This is a genomic window from Streptomyces iconiensis (assembly GCF_028657195.3).
Taxonomy (GTDB): Bacteria; Actinomycetota; Actinomycetes; order Streptomycetales; family Streptomycetaceae; genus Streptomyces; species Streptomyces iconiensis.
Window position 1 is genome coordinate 43,966 of record NZ_JANCPR020000046.1, and the last position, 16,311, is coordinate 60,276.

Consider the following 16,311-nt stretch of genomic DNA (forward strand, 5'->3'; position numbering starts at 1 on the left):
GAGGGGACATGTCCTTTTCCGCGGAGGGCCGTCAGACCGCCTCTCTGCCAGACCGCCTCTCTGTCCGCCGCATTCATCCAAGTCGTTGTCCGGGCGGAGCCGGCCGCCGTCGTCGTAGGCGCCGGAGGTGGTCACGGCACGGTGGTCACGGCACGGTGGTCACGGCACGGTGGTCACGGCACGGTGGTCGCGGAGGTCTTCGCGGGACCCAGCTCGCGGAGGATGCGGGTCAGGTCGTTCGGGGCAGCCGCGAGGCGGACCGTGCTGCCCGCGTCATCGAGTTCGGCGATGTGCCAGCTTCTCGGAACGGTATCGCCGTCACTGCCCCGGGCACGCCGCACGTCCTTGAGGGCGAGCCGCTCCCCCGGTATGCGTTTCGCCGCGAACCGGCCCGGGCCGGGGTGGGGTGTCACTGCGGGCGGGCCGTCTCCCAGGACGATGTGGGTGCCGAAGCCGTACGGGTTGTAGTCGGTGTGGTCGAGGAAGCGGGCGGCCAGGAACACTTCACCCTCCTTCTCCCCCTCGTTCTCCATCTCGGCGCCCACTCCGGCCCGTTCGGCCGCTCCGCCCCGTTCGACCGCTCCGGACAGTCGTGGCTCGCCGGCCTCCCCGGGCGTATGGATGCGGGTGGCACGCCAGGCCCAGGTGAAAAGGGCCAGCGTGGCCAGCGAGCCCGCGGTCGCCCACGCGATCGCCCCCGGGGAGGTGGGCAGGGCCGAGGGGTGGCGGTAGCAGAAGGGCAGCAGCCACAGGGCGGTGCCCACGAGCGCGCCCGCGAAGGGAAGGGCCGACGGAAGGACCTCGTCGTCGGCCAGCCGACGCCCGCGCAGGCGCATCAGCACCCGGGTGCCGGGGTAACCCGCTGCGAGGACGCACAAGGCCGCGATGACGGCCCGACCTCCCGGAGCGGGAACGTGCTCGCGCCACACGTGGTGCTCTCCGGCCACCTCCATCACCTCGCGGCGCCAGACGCTCACTTCGACGCTCTCGCCGGCCTGGAGCCCCTGGGCTGCCTCTCGGGAGACCCCGAGCCGCTTCAGTGGCCGGCTGTCGGTGAAGTACAGCCAGCTCGGCTTCCTGTACTGGCCGGCCTCGGTCCGCGCGATCACGGCTGGCAGGGTGGTCACACATTCCCGTCGCTTCGTGGCCGGCGTCCCGGCGGTGCACGGACTCGCCTTCTGCCACGCCTGCTCATACGAAGCGGCGCTCGGTACGGACCAGGCGGCCACGCCCGCGCCCGCGAGCAGCAGCACGCACAGGACCAGCCACATCGCCGTGCCGCGCCCGGCGGTGCCGCGCGAGATGACGGGGATGTGGCCCGGCTCCGGGGCTCCGTAACGGCGGTGCAGCGCGCGGAGCGCCTCCAGCTTCGCGTCGAAGCCCGGGTCGGCTTGCCGCGCGTCCCTCGGCAGGGGCAGAAGCCGCTTGTTTCCCTCACGGTGCACCAGGCTGACGCGACGGAACTCCTCGTCACGCGTGTACTGCAGGTACACCCGCAGTTCGGCGACGTCGCGCCACGGCACGCTCCAGCGGCGCAGCAGCGTCCGGACGTGCAGGCCGTACGTGTCGGCGCGCACCCGGGCGCTGAGCCAGCTGAGCCCCATGGTGCCCAGCAGTACGAAGAGCAGGCCGACGCCCACCCACACGTCCAGGAATGCGTTCCAATACGTCATACGCGCCACAGCCACGCCGGCCCCGGCCGCCCCGAGCCAGACCAGGACCCACAGGGCACGCTTCTGAAAGGGAAGGCAGGTCAGTTCCCAGACATCGTCCATACCCGGAAGCCTGCCACCTGCCGGACTGCGCTTACTTGTGCAGCCTCCGGCAGCCTTCCGACCCGCAACGCTGCCGGGTGGACACGACCTGAGCTCGGGCTGTGTCCTCGCCCGGTCGCACCAAATAACCGTCCTTCCACGAAGTTTCGTCCCATGGGGCAGGTGCAGCCCGGGGAGGGTGCCGCGCTGACCGCGAGCGCCTGGGTGACCTACATCAACACCCACCGCATCTTCAACACCCGGCTGTTCATCGGGCAGATCTCCGTGAACACCAACGTCTACGTCTCGCTGTGCGAAGTGAACCGGACCAACAACAGCCCGTTCCTCGGGAACGCGAGCATGAAGGTCTACAACGTCGTCCCCTACAACGGCTTTGCCGACGTACGCGGCGAAGTCGACTGGGACGAAGACATCCGCATCCGCCTGAGCATCTACATCACTCCCTGAGCCCGGGTCCTCCACTCGCTGGACGAACGGCGCTGCGAACGTGATCGCTCGTAGGGAGAAGCGCTGTTCGGCAGGGGCGGCCTTCGTCTGATCCTGCGCTCCGTCACAGAGGCACCGGACCCACACGAAGGTCGTCCCTCACCGCATGGCTACGGTGAGGGACCTCCTCGCGTCACGGGTATCCGCTGAGCATCAGGTCCGGGCCGTGCCCCGCCGTGCTCAGCCAGGCAGCCAGGCAGGCTCAACCGCGCCTTGGCCCCCTCGGCGACGGCGGCGAAGAAGCGCGGCAGGTCCCCGGCGGGCTCGTACTCCACCGTCCCCCCGGCCCTTCCAGCCCTCGGCACCTTCGTAGGCGAGGCCCTCCGCCGCGGGGTGGAGCGGGCCCCGCGGGGAGTCCCGGTTCCGGGTCGGCGGCGGCAGCAGCAGGCCGAATGGGCAACCGAGTGGCGGTCGGCCGCGGTGGCCGCTGGAGGGACCGCCGGTGCGCGGGAGGTTCGGGCGATCGTCGGGGCGCCCGGGCGGGGCTGTGGCGCTGCGCAGGGGTTCGGAATACCGAACCCCCTACCCGGGTGCCTCCACCATCGCGCCGTGACCTGCGGGTTCGTACCGTCGAAGGATCGTCGGCGCGCACCGGACGCCGACCCGACAGCGGAAGCAGGCACCGCACCATGGACACCGCCCTCGAACTGGACCACGTCACCCGGACCTACGGCCGCGGTCCGCACGCCGTGCATGCGCTGCACGGTCTCAACGCGCGGCTGTACGCGCACTCCCTCAGCGCTGTGATGGGCCCCTCCGGCTCCGGGAAGTCGACGTTCCTGCAATGCGCAGCCGGGCTCGACAGACCCACCTCCGGCACCGTGCGGCTGGCCGGCCGGGAGGTCAGTGCGATGAGGGAACGCGAGCTGACCCGGCTGCGGCGCGAGCGCATCGGCTTCGTGTTCCAGTCTTTCAATCTCCTGCCCACGCTCACCGCGCAGGAGAACGTCCTGCTGCCCCTGCGGCTTGACGGCAAGCGCCGCGACCCCGTCCGGGCACGCCGGATGCTGGCCCGCGTCGGTCTGGAAGGGCGCGCGGACGCCAGGCCGGGCGAGCTGTCCGGAGGGCAGCAGCAGCGCGTGGCGATCGCGCGTGCGCTCATCACCGAGCCGGACATCGTGTTCGCGGACGAGCCCACGGGCGCGCTCGACAAGGACACGGCGGCAGATGTGCTGGGGCTGCTGCGCGAGTCGGTCAGTGCCTACGGGGCCACGGTCGTCGTCGTGACCCACGACCCGGCGGTCGCCGCCCGGGCTGACCGGGTGCTGCGGCTGGCGGACGGCCGGCTCGCCGAGGAGACGGCGCGGGTGCCCGCATGAGCCTGTTCTCCACGACCGGCCTTGCCGCCGCCTCGGTCAAGGCCCGGCCCTCCGCGTTCGTCGGGACGTTCGCCGCGCTCGTCTTCTCCGCGACCGTCGTCACCGCCTGTGTGGCCATCGCGGTCTCGGCCGGCGGTGTGCCCGCCTCGGCTGACCAGGCAGTCATGTCCGACATGGGCGTGGCCTTCAGCCTGCTCACCGTCTACCTGTCCATCTTCGTCATCGGCCAGGTGATGTCCCTGGCCGTCGCCCAACGGCGGCGGGAGAGCGCTCTCCTGCGGGCGGTCGGCGCCGGGCCGTGGCAGATACGCCGCATGGTGGCGACCGAGGCACTGTGCACGGCGCTGCTCGCGCTGCCCGTCGGGTACGGACTGGGGGCCCTGCTGGCCCAGGTGTGGTTCGACGGCATGGCCGGGCAGGGGATGGTGCCGGACGGGATGGCGCTGCGCGTCGGACTGCCGTCGCTGTTCGCGGCGTTCGGGGTGCTCTTCGTCTCCTCACAGCTCGGCGGCTTGATCGCGGCCTGGCGTGCGTCACGTACCCGGCCGTCGGCGGTGCTGGCCGGCTCGCAGGTGCAGGGCGGTGAGCGGCCGGGCTGGATACGAGGGCTCGCCTCGCTGGTCTTCCTCGCCGGCGCAGCCGCGCTCACGGCCGCCGCTGAGGCGGGCTCCGCCGAGGACGCGGCGTCCGAGGTCCCGCTCGTGCTCCTGGCCTATCTCGTGGCGATCGGGCTCGCCGGGCCCTGGATCGGGCGGCTGGCGACGGTGGTCGCGGCTCCGCTGCTGCGGGGCTTCGGCGGGGCCGCGGGAGAGCTGGCCGTGGCCGGGTGCCGGGCGCGCTCGCGCCGCCTTTCGGCGGCGATCACGCCGATCGCGCTGGTGACGGCGTTCGCGGTCGCCAAGTTCGTCTCGCTGACCGGGACCGGTGACCCCGAATGGATGGACGTCTTCGGGACGCTGCTGTACGCGGGCTTCGCTGGATTGGTGGCCGCGAACACGCTGGTCATGCTGACGCTGGAGCGACTGCGGGAGTTCTCCCTGTTGCGGACGGTCGGTGCGGACAAGCGGCAGGTCGTGGCGGTCGTGGTGGCCGAAGGAGCGATCACGGCGCTGGCGGGGGTGGGCGCGGGAGTCCTCGCGGCCTGCGCGGTGATGGTGCCGCTCGGCGGCAAGACCGGCACGCCGGTGTCCGGGCTGCCGGGGTGGGCTTGGGCGGCGACGCTGTTCTGCGGCGCCGTACTCGTGTGGACGGCTTCGTGCGCGCCACTGGCACGCATGCTGCGGGTACGGCCGATCGAGGGGGTGGTGCGACGGAGCAGTTGAGGGCCGGGATGAGGGGCGGGACGAGGGTGAGTTGAGGGCCGGGATGAGGACGAGGTGAGGACGGGCCCGACACCGGTGTTCGCAGCAGGTCGCGTCAGCGTGCGGAGGATGGCTCACGCGGATGTTCCCTGAGATGGGCGGGGACGGGGTGTCGTTCGATCCCGCGCAGCCAGGACTCGACAGCCAGGGTGAATTCCACGGCAGGGCCGTCTGCTGCGCGGAGGGTGGCGGGACTGAGCCAGGCATGGCGCAGCGCACGGGGTTCGGCCAGACCGGCGGCCACGAGGCGGGAGTCCTCAAGCCAGGCGGCGAGACACCGCTGCTGGACCTTCAGGCCCGTGTGCCACTCACGCGTGGCATCTCCCTTGGTGGTGCGATTCAGCAGCGGTGCGGGCACGATGCCGCGCATGGCGGCGGCCAACAGGGGTTTGTACGTCCACGGAGTGGCCGCCTCGTGGGCACGGACGCGCAGGCATGCGTGGAGTACCGCGTCGTCGCAGAACGGCATCTCCAGGCCCATGCCGTACTGGTCGTAGATAAGAGCGACCCGGCCCGCCTGGCGCGCTTGGTGGATCCACCCGTGCCGGCCACGCGTTGCCGCCAGCGGCAGAGTGTGCGCGGCCTCGCGCAGCAGGTTCGCGTACATCTCCCGGGCGCGCGCTGTGGCCCAGAACGGCATCCCGACCGGCGGGTCCCAGGCCGGCGGAGCTGAGGGCGCCGTGCCGGTGCCGCCGAGCAGGGTTTCGGCCTGGGCGGCGAGCCAGGTGCCGTAGGGGCGGCGGTCGGCCAGTACCCGCAGGGTCCGGGCCCGAGGCCAGCGGTACTTGGCCGCATACCCGGCCAAGTACCGCGAGGCGAGGCGGGGTTGATGCCGTACAAGGTCGTGCAGGTGGCTCGTGGGCGGCAGAACGACGTGGTCGCCGCCATGGCCGCACAGCCGTCGCCGCGCCCCGCGGCTGCGATGCGTGTGGGAGAGGTGTTCTTGCTGGGCCAGGTCCCGCTGCTTGAGCGAGGGCTCGTCGTCCGGCTCTCCGCCGTCGCCGAGCCCGGTCAGATACGGGGGGAGCCGAGCCGAGGGGAAGAGCAGGTGCACGGTGCCGGAGGGGAGATCGGCCACGGCCTTGCGCGCGTAGGCAGGGTCCTCGCCCTCCGGATTGCCCCAGTCCAGTGTCAGGGCGACCAGTTCGGCCCCTGCCTCGGACGCCAGGAAGCACAACGAGGTCGAGTCCATGCCGCCGGACAGGTCCGCGGCCCACACCTGACCGGGCCGCACGCGTGCGCGGACCGCCTCACGCAGTGCCGTGCGCAGTCCGGACGCTCCCTCGGCCGGCGGGAGTTCGGCCGTCGGGGCCCGCCACCAGCGCCTTTCGCCGGCGTACCCGTTCCGGCCCAGTTCCAGCGCGCGGCCGGGCGCCAGGACGTGCACACCGAGGAACATGGATGCCTGGTCGAAAGGGTGGGGCGGAGACCCCAGGGACGACATCCTGACGGCCGCCTGAGCCATGTCCACGCGCGCTTGAATGAGCCACGCCAGCGTCCGGGCCCGGTCGGCGAGGACGGTGACCCCGCCGACACGCGTGTGGTGAAGCCGTCGATCGCCGACGGCAGTGCCCCGCGCGTACACCTGGCCCGACACCGACGCCAGCAGATGGAAGCTGCCGGCGACCCCTCGGCCGACTTCCTCCACCTCAGACAAAGAACCAACTGCCCGTGCACGCCGCAGCAGCGCGTCCCTGTCCAGCCCGCAGGTGCCAAGCATCGCGAGGCGCACCTCGCCGACGACGGCGAGGTGCGCCTCCTCCTTCTGCCAACAGCCCGCCAGCCAGGGACGGCCGGACGCGTGCGCGAGCACCTGACAGGCACGGTCCCGGACTTTGGCGAAGACGGCGGACGCCGCCTCGCAGTCCGGAAGGACCACGAACCAACGCCCACCACACATCTCAGGACAGCCCGAGGAAGGCGCTGAAGCCGTCCCAGTAGCTACCGCTGTAGCCCTCGGTCACCTCGGCGTAGCGCCCCACCTCCACCAGCACCGGCGGCTCGTAGACCGCTGCCTCCTCGATTCCCCACTCTTCCCGCACGACCGCTCTCCCCTCTTGCCGGACATGGGCGACAGTCACGCCCACTCAGCAAATCCCCGAGGGAAAGGGGCAGCACGCCGCGAGACACACATGTAGGTGACAAAATAGGTAAAGAGCCTTTCCCCTCTGACGTCTCCAATCGCAATGCCGCGACGCGGCGACGCGTGCCTGCCGCGCAGAAGGTCCAGCGAGGACTGCGGGGCGACCAGCTGGTCGCCGACCGCGCGGACGCGCCGCTCGGCGGCGTCCTTCACCGTGGCCACCGGCTCACTGCCGCAGCCGTGGGGACCTTGGGGTGATGTGGACGGCGGCGGGGCGGGTCGCCGCGTCATAGGCGGCGCGTGCTCCGGTGGCTCCCATGCCGCTGTCGCGTGCGGGCTCGTACAGTCGCTCGGGGCCACCGCCCTGCCACTGGTTGACCCACACGACGCCCGCGGGCAACCGCGTGGCCGCCGCGACATGTTCCGGGTCGTCGGTGTACACGGTGGCGGCGAGGCCGTAGCGGGACTCGGCTGCCCGCGCCAGCCCCTCTTCGAAGGTGCGCACGACGGCGACGGGTGCGACCGGGCCGAACGTCTCCTCGACCATGACGAGCATGGTGGCGTCGACGTCGGTGAGCACGGTGGCAGGGAAGAAGTAGCCGGACCGCTCCGGCACCACTCCCCCCGTACGGAGGGTGGCGCCCTTGTGCACCGCGTCGTCGACGTGCCGTCGCACGATGTCACGCTGCTGCTCGTCCACGAGGGGCCCGAGCACCGTGCCGGGCTCCATACCGTCGCCGAGTGTGTACGTCTGCGCCTCGGCGACCAGCGCCTCGACGAACTCGTCCGCGATCTGCTCGTGGACGTAGATCCGCTCCATAGAGGTGCAGATCTGGCCGGTGTTGACGAAGGCGCCGAACGCGACAGCCTGCGCGGTCGCCACCGGGTCGACTCCCGCGTCGATCAACACCGGGTCCTTACCGCCCAGTTCGAGCACGGAGCGGTGCAGACGGGCGCCGGTCGCGGCTCCCACGGCACGGCCGGTACCCACCGAACCGGTGAAGTGTACGAGCTGCACGTCTTCGTGTTCCGCGAGCGCCGCACCGGCACGTCCGTCGCCCAGCACCAGGTTCAGCACACCAGGCGGCATACCGGCACGGTCAGCCAGTTCGAAAAGGCGCACTGTCGAGACGGGCGAACGCTCGGACGGTTTGACCACCACCGTGTTCCCGGCTGCGAGCAGTGGGCCGAGCGCGGCCAGGACCATGGGGACGGGGAAGTTCCACGGTGTGATGACCGCGGTGGCGCCGAGCGCGTGCCGGATGATGTCGGTCCGCGCTTCGTCAGGGCCGGTCACCGTCTCGGTGAACGGATAGGTGAGGGCCTGCGCGGCGGCGGCCTTCAGCCCGGACACGGCGCCTTCGATGAAGGAACGGCCGACCGCGACCGGCTTGCCCATCTCACGGCACTCCAGTTCAGCCAGCTCAGCAGCGTGTTCGGCGACCGCGTCGGCCCAGACGTGGATGCGGTCCACCCGCTCCGCGACGGGGAGGGCGGCCCACCCGTGATGTGCCTCGGCCGCCGCCGTGACGGCCCGGTCGACGTCGTGTGCGGACGCGGGACCGAAGCGCGCGAGGGTCTTCTCGGTGGCGGGGTTGACCACGGAGAGCAGCTCCCCGCCGGCGGGCTCCCCACATCGGCCGCCGATGAAGTGCCGCAGTTCTTCCATGTGCAGTTCTCCCATGTGCGCTGCCGTTTCTGCTCCGTAATGGGCGAGTTCAGCCATCGAGCCGGTCGGCCATGAGTTCGCCGAGCATGATGGTGGCGAGGTTGGTGTTGGCACGAGGCACCGAGGGGAAGACCGAGGCGTCCACGACGCGCAGCCCCTCGACACCCAGCACCCGGCATGCGGGGTCGACCACCGTCTGCGCGGCGTCGGGTGCGCCCATTCGGCAGGTACTCGTACCGTGCTGGGCGTCGACGACCGTGGCCAGCAGGTGATCATCGAGGTCGCTGTCGCTCGCGAGGGCCTCGAAGAGCGGCCGGTTCGCCTCCTGGAGCGGTCCGGCGAGGATCGCGGAGGTCTCAGCGCTGCGGCCCAACTCGACGAGAGCGCGCACCCCTTCCCTCAGCGGGGCGAGGTCGCGTTTGTCCGAGAGCATCCTCTGCGCGACCCGCGGGTGCACCGAGGGATCGGTCGACACCAGGCTGAGTTCTCCGCGCGAGTAGGTCTGGTTCAGCCAGACGCCGAAGGCGCCGGAGTGTGCCCCGGTGTCAGCGGTGGCCATCGTCAGCACGTTCTGGTTCAGCGAGGCGAAGAGCAGGTCGTTCGTGTGCGTGCCGGACTCGCTGGACCAGCGCACGCAGACGTTCGTGTGCCGGTCGTGCGGGGACTTGATCGCCGCTTCAGGGCGCAGCGGCAGCGAGAGCAGCGCCATAGCGTGGTCCTGCATACCGAGTCCGACCGGGAGGTCCTGGCGAACGTCGACGCCCAGGCGGCGCAAGTGGGCGGCGGGGCCGAGGCCCGAGCGCAGCAGAATCGCCGGCGAGTGGATCACGCCCGCGCTGAGCACCACCTCGTCCGCGTACTCGGCAACGGCCGTCCCGTCGAGCAGCAGGCGGACACCGACCGCTTGTTCTCCTTCGAAGACGACGGTGTCCACCAGAGCATCGCCGCGGATGGTGAGCTCGCTCAGATCGCGAGCGGGTTCGAGGTAGGCGTCGTTGACGCTGATGCGACGCGCGTCACGGGAGTTGACCGGGTACGGCGACACCCCCGTGGCACCGGGTGCGTTGACGTCGGCGGCCCACTTGAAGCCGGCGGCGAGAGCCGATTCGGCCAGGGCACGGTCGACGGCGCCCCAGGCTTGCTGGGGAGTCCGGTGGATCGGAGTGGGGCCGCCGCGGCCGTGATGGATCTGGTCACCGAAGTCCTCGTCGTCCTCCAGCTTGGCGAAGTACGGCAGGACATCCGCCGGAGCCCATCCGCCGCAGCCGAGACCGGCCCACTCCTGGAAGTCCTCCACCGGCGGCCTGATCGCGATCTGGCCGTTGACCGACGAGCTTCCGCCCACGCCCCGGCCGCGCCAGTACGGGGCAGGCGGCTGTTTCTCGGTCCGTGAGGAGTCCAGACCTGGCCAGACCAGATGCGCCGAGGCCGCTGGGTCCGCCAGGGCCACCACCGGATTCGGTGAGCGCCACACCTCCGGCATCTGGGCCGAGCGGTAGTCGGGCCCGGCCTCCAGCAGCAGCACCCGTCTGCCCTGAGCGGCAGCGCGCGCGGCGAGCACCGCACCTGCCGACCCCGCGCCCACCACGATGAGATCCCAGTTGCGCCTTGCCATATCTTCACCTCTGGATGCTGATGCGGCAGCGTCATGCGTCGGCGAACCCGGCGCGGCCCCTTGGTAATCTGGCGTACCCGGAACATCCAGTCAAGAGTGAACGTTCAGTTTTTTCTGTACGGGAGAAGGCCGATGCCGCACGCCCCCCATAACGGCGAAGCCGCCGACAACAGTCAGCTGATCGACGACTTCGGACTGAGGATCGGCAGGGCGATGGGGTGGCCCCCCATGGCCGGACGCCTGGCGGGCATCTTGATGCTCAGCCCGGCTCCCATGACCCTCTCAGAGCTGCAACAGGCGCTGGGCGCCAGCAAGGGATCGGCGTCGGAGATGACCCGCCTGCTCATGACCCACGGCACGGTCGACCGGATCAAGCTGCCAGGCGTACGTCAGGCCGTGTACGAATGGCGTGACGACGCCTGGGTCGGCTGCCTCCAGTACCAACTCGACCAGACGACCCAGCTGCTGGACCTCGCGCGGACCGCCCACGACCGTGGCAGCCACCTGCCGTCCGCCCAGCAGACCCGGCTGCTCGACATGCGGACCTTCTACGAGTTCATGGTCGAGCAGTTGCGACAGCTGCTCGGCGACTACAAACGGCAGTTGCGCACCCATGACTCCCGGTAGGCGAGCAGCGTGTCGTCAACGTCCGGGATCGGTCCCAGCGCTGGACACGTCGCGACCTTGACCGTCGCCTTACGCCGGCGCGGCGGGCGGGCTCTGCCGTGATCAGCGACAGCCGGAGGACCACGCGGCTGACGCCTCAAGTCGTCGCTGAACTCCTCGCGGGGACCGGCACTGAGCCGGGTGAAGAAAATGACGGTGATCAGGGCGGTGCCGAGCGCGATGCCGAGCTGGGTGGCGGTGTTGAAGAGGCCGGAGGCCGACCCGGCCTGGTGGTGGGCGACCTTGCCGAGGGTGAGGTCGGCGAGCGGGGCGCCGATCACGCCAAGGCCGAAGCCGACGGCGAGCGTCGGGGCCGCGGTCGGCACGGTTCCCATGCCGGTGCCTTGGCGGTGATGAGGTAGTGGTAGCCGGACAGGGTCGCGGCGGCGAGCAGGGCTCCGGCCTGCGGCACGGCTCGTCCGTAGCGCCCGACGAGGCTCATGGCGAGCCAGGCGCCGCCCATTTCGCCGAGGGACGCGGCGACGAAGCCGGCCTCGGCCTGGCCCTGGGGCAGGCCGAGGCCATCCTGCACCCTGACATCCCCGCAACGGAATTATTCACCGCCGCCCGCGGGGCCGCAGGCGGAGCGGCCGACGCCGAGCCACACGGCGATGGCGGTGACCGACTCCTCCGCACCGCGGCACCCCAGCCTCCGACCCGTCGCAGCGCCGCTCGGTGCGAACGAGGCTTACGGCGCTTACGGCGCGTTCTACCCGGGCACGGGCCCGGGCCCGTGCCCGGGCCCGTGCCCGGGCCCGTTACCGAACGGCAAGAAGGCCCGGTTCACCGGGTTCGGCGCTGTCGAGGTAGCTGCCGCGACCGGTCTCGTCGCCTGCGGCCTGTACGGAGAGAACCGTCCTCCCCGTTCCAGCCGCCGACGGGCAGGGCCGACCATCACCTTGGCGCTGGCGAACGCCCGCTGGTGTGGACCGGCCGGCGCCTGCCGGACGTCGGCACCACATCCGCGTCGGTGCTCGCTCCCGAGTAGTTCCAGGCCGCCGTCGCCTCATGCGCGCAATCGAGGCCAGGGGCCGATCGGACAGGTCAGCAGCCCGGGGACCTGTTCGGTTCCGTATCCGTGCAGCGGCACTGCCCCGGACCGAGTGCGAGGGCCGGCACCACCGGCCGCGCGACCTGCCGATGGCTGTCCGGGAAGCCGTCGCCTTGCCGAAGGCCGCAGGGCGCGTCAACGTCATCGCCACCTGCGGCTACTTCGGCGGGTTGAGTTTGCGGAAGTACGTCCAGCTGGTCTCGTTCGGTTCGCTCCACTTCTCCGGGGCATGGGCGAACTCCGGGTGGTGGTCGGCGATGTAGGCGCGGGTCCGCTCGGGGACCTCGGCGTAGGAGTCGAGCTTGCGGCCCCGGCAGTGGAAGGTGAGGCCGCCGGGGCGCTGGCCGCGGGCCATCCACGGGAGCCACGGGGACATCCGCGTCCACGACATGGTGGCGGGGACGCTCGGGGCCGAACCCGCCAGGTCGGCGCGGTCGGCGAAGAACTGGAAGAGTTCCAGGGCCTTGTACGTGTCGCCGGCCGAGTGGACGGGGTACTCGGCCACCGGCAGCGGCGAGGGATAGGACAGCGGGATCTCCAGGCTGAAGCAGACCTGTGCGCCGAGTTCGGTCGTGGGAATGGGGAAGGGACGCCATTTCTGGTTCGCCGGGTCGTTCCAGATGTGCACCACCGGCAGGTCCTGCCAGGTCTCCAGGATCTCGCGGCCGACGGGGTCCAGGAAGAAGGCGGCCTCCCGGGTGAGCAGTTGGTAGGCGTCAGGACCGGCTTCCACGTCCTGGACCAGGCGGGCGACGTTGAGCCCCTCGAAGCCGAAGACTCGCTGGTAGGGCTCCTCGGGAGCCCAGGAGTACACGTCTCCCGACCACCAGTACGTGACCTCCGCACCGTCGAGCGAGGCGCGGGTGCGGGCGAAGGAGCGGAGCAGTTCTGCGGGCGTCGTCATACGGACCACTCTGCGCGACCCGCCACCCCGGCCGCGCGGGAACCCCCTGGTGAGTACGGAAGCGGCCGGAAAAAGCCGCTCCCGCCGACGGGTTGGACCCGGCGGCCATGACGCTCCGGTGATCGCCTGGAGCGTTGCCCCGCGACCGGGCACCCCACCCGCCGCGAAGTGGACGCGGAACCATGCCGGGAAGACGGCTCGTGACTGCCCAGCGGTCGTCCTCGGCACAAGCCACGTCCGCCAGCCTGTTTGACTGTCCGGCATGACTACCAACCTCGGTGTGCGCCGCCCCGACAAGGCGGCCTACATGCTGCGGGCCGCCGCCACCGACGCGGGCCGCGCGTACAAACAGCAGCTTCTCGACCTGCTGGACGTCCGGACCGGCCAGACCACACTGGACGTGGGCTGCGGGCCCGGCACCGACCTCGGCGCCTTCGCCGAACTCGTCGGCGAGAACGGCACAGTGATCGGCGTGGACCGGGACCCGGCGATGCTCGCCGAGGCCCGCGACCGCACCACAGGGCTGCCCACCGTCGAGATCCGCGAGGGCGACGCGCACGCGCTCCCCGTCGAGCCCGGCAGCGTGGACCGGGCCCGGATCGACCGGGTCCTGATGCACGTCGCCGACCCCGCCGCCGCCCTCGCCCCACTGCACCGGGCCACTCGCCCGGGAGCCCTGGTCGGGCTTGCCGAACCGGACTGGGACACGCTGATCGTCGACGCGGACGATCTCGACACCAGCCGAGCGTTCACCCGCTACACCACCTCTGTCGCGGTCCGCAACGCCACCATCGGCCGCAGCCTCGCCCGCCGCACCGAACAGGCAGGTTTCACCGTCCTGACCGTGCTGGCCACCGCCCCGGTCTTCCAGGACTTCCAGGCCGCGGATCACACCCTTGGGCTGGGCCGCAACACCCAAAAGGCCATCGACTCCGGTCATATCGAGGAGGACCTCGGCCGCCGCTGGTTCGCTTCACTCTCCGAAGGCCCCTTCCTGGCCTCCTTCAGCCTCTTCACGGTGCTGTGCTCCCGCTGAGCCGCCGACTCGCGCTCCCTTTCCTGACCCGTTGATTCCTTGGGCTGTGACCGGATGTGAGGGCCGCCGAGTGGTGGCCGGTTGGCGTCAGCGTGCGTGGGCCGGGGCCGGGGCCGGGGCCGGGGTCAGGGTCGGGGTCGGGGTCGACGCAGTGTGCGACGCGGCGGTGTCCGGCGGCTGATCATCCCGGGACGCGGCGCGAGCTGACGGGCTTCCTTCGTTCAGGAGGTATCCGTGCGTTCAGGAGGTATCCGTGGCGGCTCGCGCGCTCGTAGGGAGCGCGTCGCTGGCTCGTAGGAAGCGCATCACTGCGGCTCGTAGAGAGCGCATCGCTGCGGGCGGTGCCCGGAAGCCCATCCGGAGATGGTCGGTCCACTGGCGGCGTCAGGACAAGAATCTCAGGGTTTCGGCCAATGCACAGCGGAAGCGTTGCCTCCCCAGGTGCAGCTGACAGCATGTGTCACCAGCAACGGCAGGACCAGCCGTGCACAGTGAGCCTTCCGGTTCGGGGGCCACACACCGGGCTCGACATCTCAGAGGGCTGCCCTGCCCTGCTTCGACAACGTCATCGCACTTGGCACACGTGTCGAATCAAGGAGGGAACATGCACAGCACCACCAAGGCCGTGCACAGGCCAGGCAAGAGATCCTTACGGGGCCGCGCCTGCGTGGCCGCGGTCGCCATGGGCGCGCTCGGCCTCACCGGCCTGCTCGCACCACAGGTGACCGCCGCCGACCGCGCCGACGGCGCGGACGCAGCGCGCGGCAGCAGCGCCGCGGCGGTCGCCGCGACCAGGGGAAACACCACGGACGCGGAGATCGACCGCTTCTGGACGAAGGAACGCATACGCCAGGCGAAGGCGGTCGACGTCCCCACCGTCAGCGCCGCGCAGATCAAGGCCGCGCAGGAGAAGCGCGACGAAGGCGGCGCGACGGACCCGGACGGCAGCACGAACCAGAACAGCGGGGGCGTCGACCCGAAGGCGCACTCGCTGTCCGCGGCGGCCGTCGGCCCCGCCATGGCGACGAAGGCCGGCACGTCGGGCGCCGGCGCCAATGTGCTCGCGGTCGACCGTGCCAAGCGGTTCAACAAGCAGGGCACGATGCCGGCCACCACGACCGGCAAGCTCCTCTTCGAGACGAACAACGGCCATTCCGGCAGCTGTTCCGGCTCGGCGATCGTCGCGGACAACCGCAACACCGTCTGGACCGCGGGGCACTGTGTGCACCCTGGCGACGGCAGCGGTCCTGACCAGTACAAGAAGTTCATCTTCATCCCCGACGCTGACAACGCCAAGGAGCCGTTCGGACAGTGGAAGTTCGAGCGGGCGGTGACCACAGAGGGCTGGATGGACAACGGGGACCACGAGTTCGACCTGGCCGGGGTCGAGTTCCGCTCGCAGTCCACGCACGGTGACCTGCAGGCCGCCGTTGGAGCACAGGGCTACAAGTTCGGCTACGGCCGCGACTGGGACGACGTGACCGACCTGGGCTTCCCCGGGGACGGATACCAGCGGACCGACTTCGACGGTCAGCTGCTGTGGTACTGCCAGGGCAAGGCCGAGGACTCCGGCCCCTTCTGGGACGACCGGATGGTGACCAGGTGCGACATGGGACGCGGCTCCAGCGGCGGCCCCTGGCTTGCCGAGCTTGACCCGAGCAACGGACACGGCCGCATCGTCGGCGTGAACAGCCATCGCAACGGCAAGAACGGCCAGTACGTCGACAACAACTTGTACTCAGCCGACCACGGCGACGCGGCGATCAACGTCTACAACAACATCTCCAAGTAGCCGATCCGCCCGACGGCGACGGGGCGGGAGCTTCGGCCCCCGCCCCGTCCTCGTATGCCCGAGATCCCTCACCTTCACGTGCCTTCCGCGGCCACATGCCTTCCGCGGCTTCGTCGTACGCCCGAGGCCCCTCACATGCCTTCCGCGTTCCGCTTCCGCTCCTCGGTCCAGTACGTCTCCACGTCCTCTGGCTCCTCGGTGGACTCCCCCGCGGTGGACGCGGAGTCGGGCTCGTCCGGCCCCTCGGCGGGAGCCTGCTGCTGTCGCGGGGCATGGGGTGCGGGCGCTTCCGCCGGCCCGCCGGTACGGGCGACGGCCACGCTCGCCGCCGTCGCGCAGGCGGCCACGAGGACCGTCACCGCGATGACGCGCTTCCGGCGGTTCTTCGGCCTCATCGGGTCCATCGCCTCAGTGTGGCGCAGGCCCGGCGGCCTTGCCCAGGCCACAACCCGTCATCCCCGAGACCGGAAATGCCGATCGCACCGCGCCGCACAATTCGTCCCCGACATCACTCGCCGTTCACGGCATCACCCGCCCATGCCCCACCGCCCGGA

General features: G+C 70.9%; 15 protein-coding genes. 6 read left to right on the forward strand and 9 right to left on the reverse strand.

Annotated features, from left to right (window positions below):
• Positions 1-173 precede the first annotated feature (173 nt).
• Complete coding sequence (locus tag NMN56_RS33670; protein WP_274043410.1) at positions 174-1,775, reverse strand: PH domain-containing protein; 1,602 nt, start codon at positions 1,773-1,775, stop codon at positions 174-176.
• A 153-nt stretch (positions 1,776-1,928) separates the two neighbouring features.
• Between NMN56_RS33670 and NMN56_RS33675 the strand changes: the two genes are divergently transcribed.
• From NMN56_RS33675 to NMN56_RS33685, 3 genes are all read left to right on the forward strand, one after another.
• Positions 1,929-2,222, forward strand: coding sequence for a hypothetical protein (locus tag NMN56_RS33675; RefSeq protein ID WP_274043411.1), 294 nt, complete (start codon positions 1,929-1,931; stop codon positions 2,220-2,222).
• A gap of 668 nt (positions 2,223-2,890) precedes the next feature.
• Positions 2,891-3,580 (forward strand): ABC transporter ATP-binding protein, encoded by a 690-nt coding sequence (locus NMN56_RS33680; protein WP_274043412.1) that lies wholly within the window; start codon positions 2,891-2,893, stop codon positions 3,578-3,580.
• Entirely contained in the window at positions 3,577-4,902 is a 1,326-nt protein-coding gene (locus NMN56_RS33685; protein WP_274043413.1) for an ABC transporter permease, read from the forward strand. Before NMN56_RS33680 ends, NMN56_RS33685 begins: the two co-directional genes overlap by 4 nt.
• A gap of 94 nt (positions 4,903-4,996) precedes the next feature.
• Here NMN56_RS33685 and NMN56_RS33690 read toward each other — a convergent pair whose 3' ends face one another.
• The 4 genes from NMN56_RS33690 to NMN56_RS33705 form a co-directional block, all read right to left on the reverse strand.
• Positions 4,997-6,820 carry an asparagine synthase-related protein gene (locus NMN56_RS33690; protein ID WP_274043414.1) on the reverse strand — a complete coding sequence of 608 codons (1,824 nt, stop codon included), beginning with the start codon at positions 6,818-6,820 and terminating at the stop codon, positions 4,997-4,999.
• Positions 6,821-6,842: 22 nt separating this feature from the next.
• On the reverse strand, positions 6,843-6,983 hold the full coding sequence (locus NMN56_RS33695) for a lasso RiPP family leader peptide-containing protein (protein ID WP_274043415.1): 141 nt from the start codon (positions 6,981-6,983) through the stop codon (positions 6,843-6,845).
• A gap of 267 nt (positions 6,984-7,250) precedes the next feature.
• Entirely contained in the window at positions 7,251-8,708 is a 1,458-nt protein-coding gene (locus NMN56_RS33700) for an aldehyde dehydrogenase family protein (protein WP_280842765.1), read from the reverse strand.
• Between the two features lie 34 nt (positions 8,709-8,742).
• Positions 8,743-10,308: a GMC family oxidoreductase gene (locus NMN56_RS33705; protein WP_274043417.1), complete on the reverse strand. Its 1,566-nt coding sequence runs from the start codon at positions 10,306-10,308 to the stop codon at positions 8,743-8,745.
• A gap of 132 nt (positions 10,309-10,440) precedes the next feature.
• Between NMN56_RS33705 and NMN56_RS33710 the strand changes: the two genes are divergently transcribed.
• Complete coding sequence (locus NMN56_RS33710) at positions 10,441-10,935, forward strand: GbsR/MarR family transcriptional regulator (RefSeq protein WP_280842766.1); 495 nt, start codon at positions 10,441-10,443, stop codon at positions 10,933-10,935.
• On the opposite strand, the gene NMN56_RS33715 is transcribed toward NMN56_RS33710, so the two are convergent.
• The 3 genes from NMN56_RS33715 to NMN56_RS33725 form a co-directional block, all read right to left on the reverse strand.
• Positions 10,899-11,309: a hypothetical protein gene (locus NMN56_RS33715; protein WP_274043419.1), complete on the reverse strand. Its 411-nt coding sequence runs from the start codon at positions 11,307-11,309 to the stop codon at positions 10,899-10,901. The two genes, NMN56_RS33710 and NMN56_RS33715, sit on opposite strands and share 37 nt — an antisense overlap.
• On the reverse strand, positions 11,252-11,506 hold the full coding sequence (locus NMN56_RS33720; protein WP_274043420.1) for a hypothetical protein: 255 nt from the start codon (positions 11,504-11,506) through the stop codon (positions 11,252-11,254). Before NMN56_RS33720 ends, NMN56_RS33715 begins: the two co-directional genes overlap by 58 nt.
• A gap of 676 nt (positions 11,507-12,182) precedes the next feature.
• Positions 12,183-12,929, reverse strand: a complete 747-nt coding sequence (locus tag NMN56_RS33725) for a DUF1838 family protein (protein WP_274043421.1) — start codon at positions 12,927-12,929, stop codon at positions 12,183-12,185.
• A 262-nt stretch (positions 12,930-13,191) separates the two neighbouring features.
• On the opposite strand from NMN56_RS33725, the gene NMN56_RS33730 reads away from it, so the two are divergent.
• Together NMN56_RS33730 and NMN56_RS33735 are read left to right on the forward strand one after the other, a co-directional pair.
• A complete protein-coding gene (locus NMN56_RS33730; protein WP_274043422.1) occupies positions 13,192-13,965 on the forward strand; it encodes a methyltransferase domain-containing protein in 774 nt (257 codons plus the stop codon).
• 604 nt (positions 13,966-14,569) lie between these two features.
• Positions 14,570-15,757 (forward strand): trypsin-like serine peptidase, encoded by a 1,188-nt coding sequence (locus NMN56_RS33735; protein WP_274043423.1) that lies wholly within the window; start codon positions 14,570-14,572, stop codon positions 15,755-15,757.
• 131 nt (positions 15,758-15,888) lie between these two features.
• On the opposite strand, the gene NMN56_RS33740 is transcribed toward NMN56_RS33735, so the two are convergent.
• Positions 15,889-16,161, reverse strand: coding sequence for a hypothetical protein (locus NMN56_RS33740; RefSeq protein ID WP_274043424.1), 273 nt, complete (start codon positions 16,159-16,161; stop codon positions 15,889-15,891).
• Between the last annotated feature and the right edge of the window lie 150 nt (positions 16,162-16,311).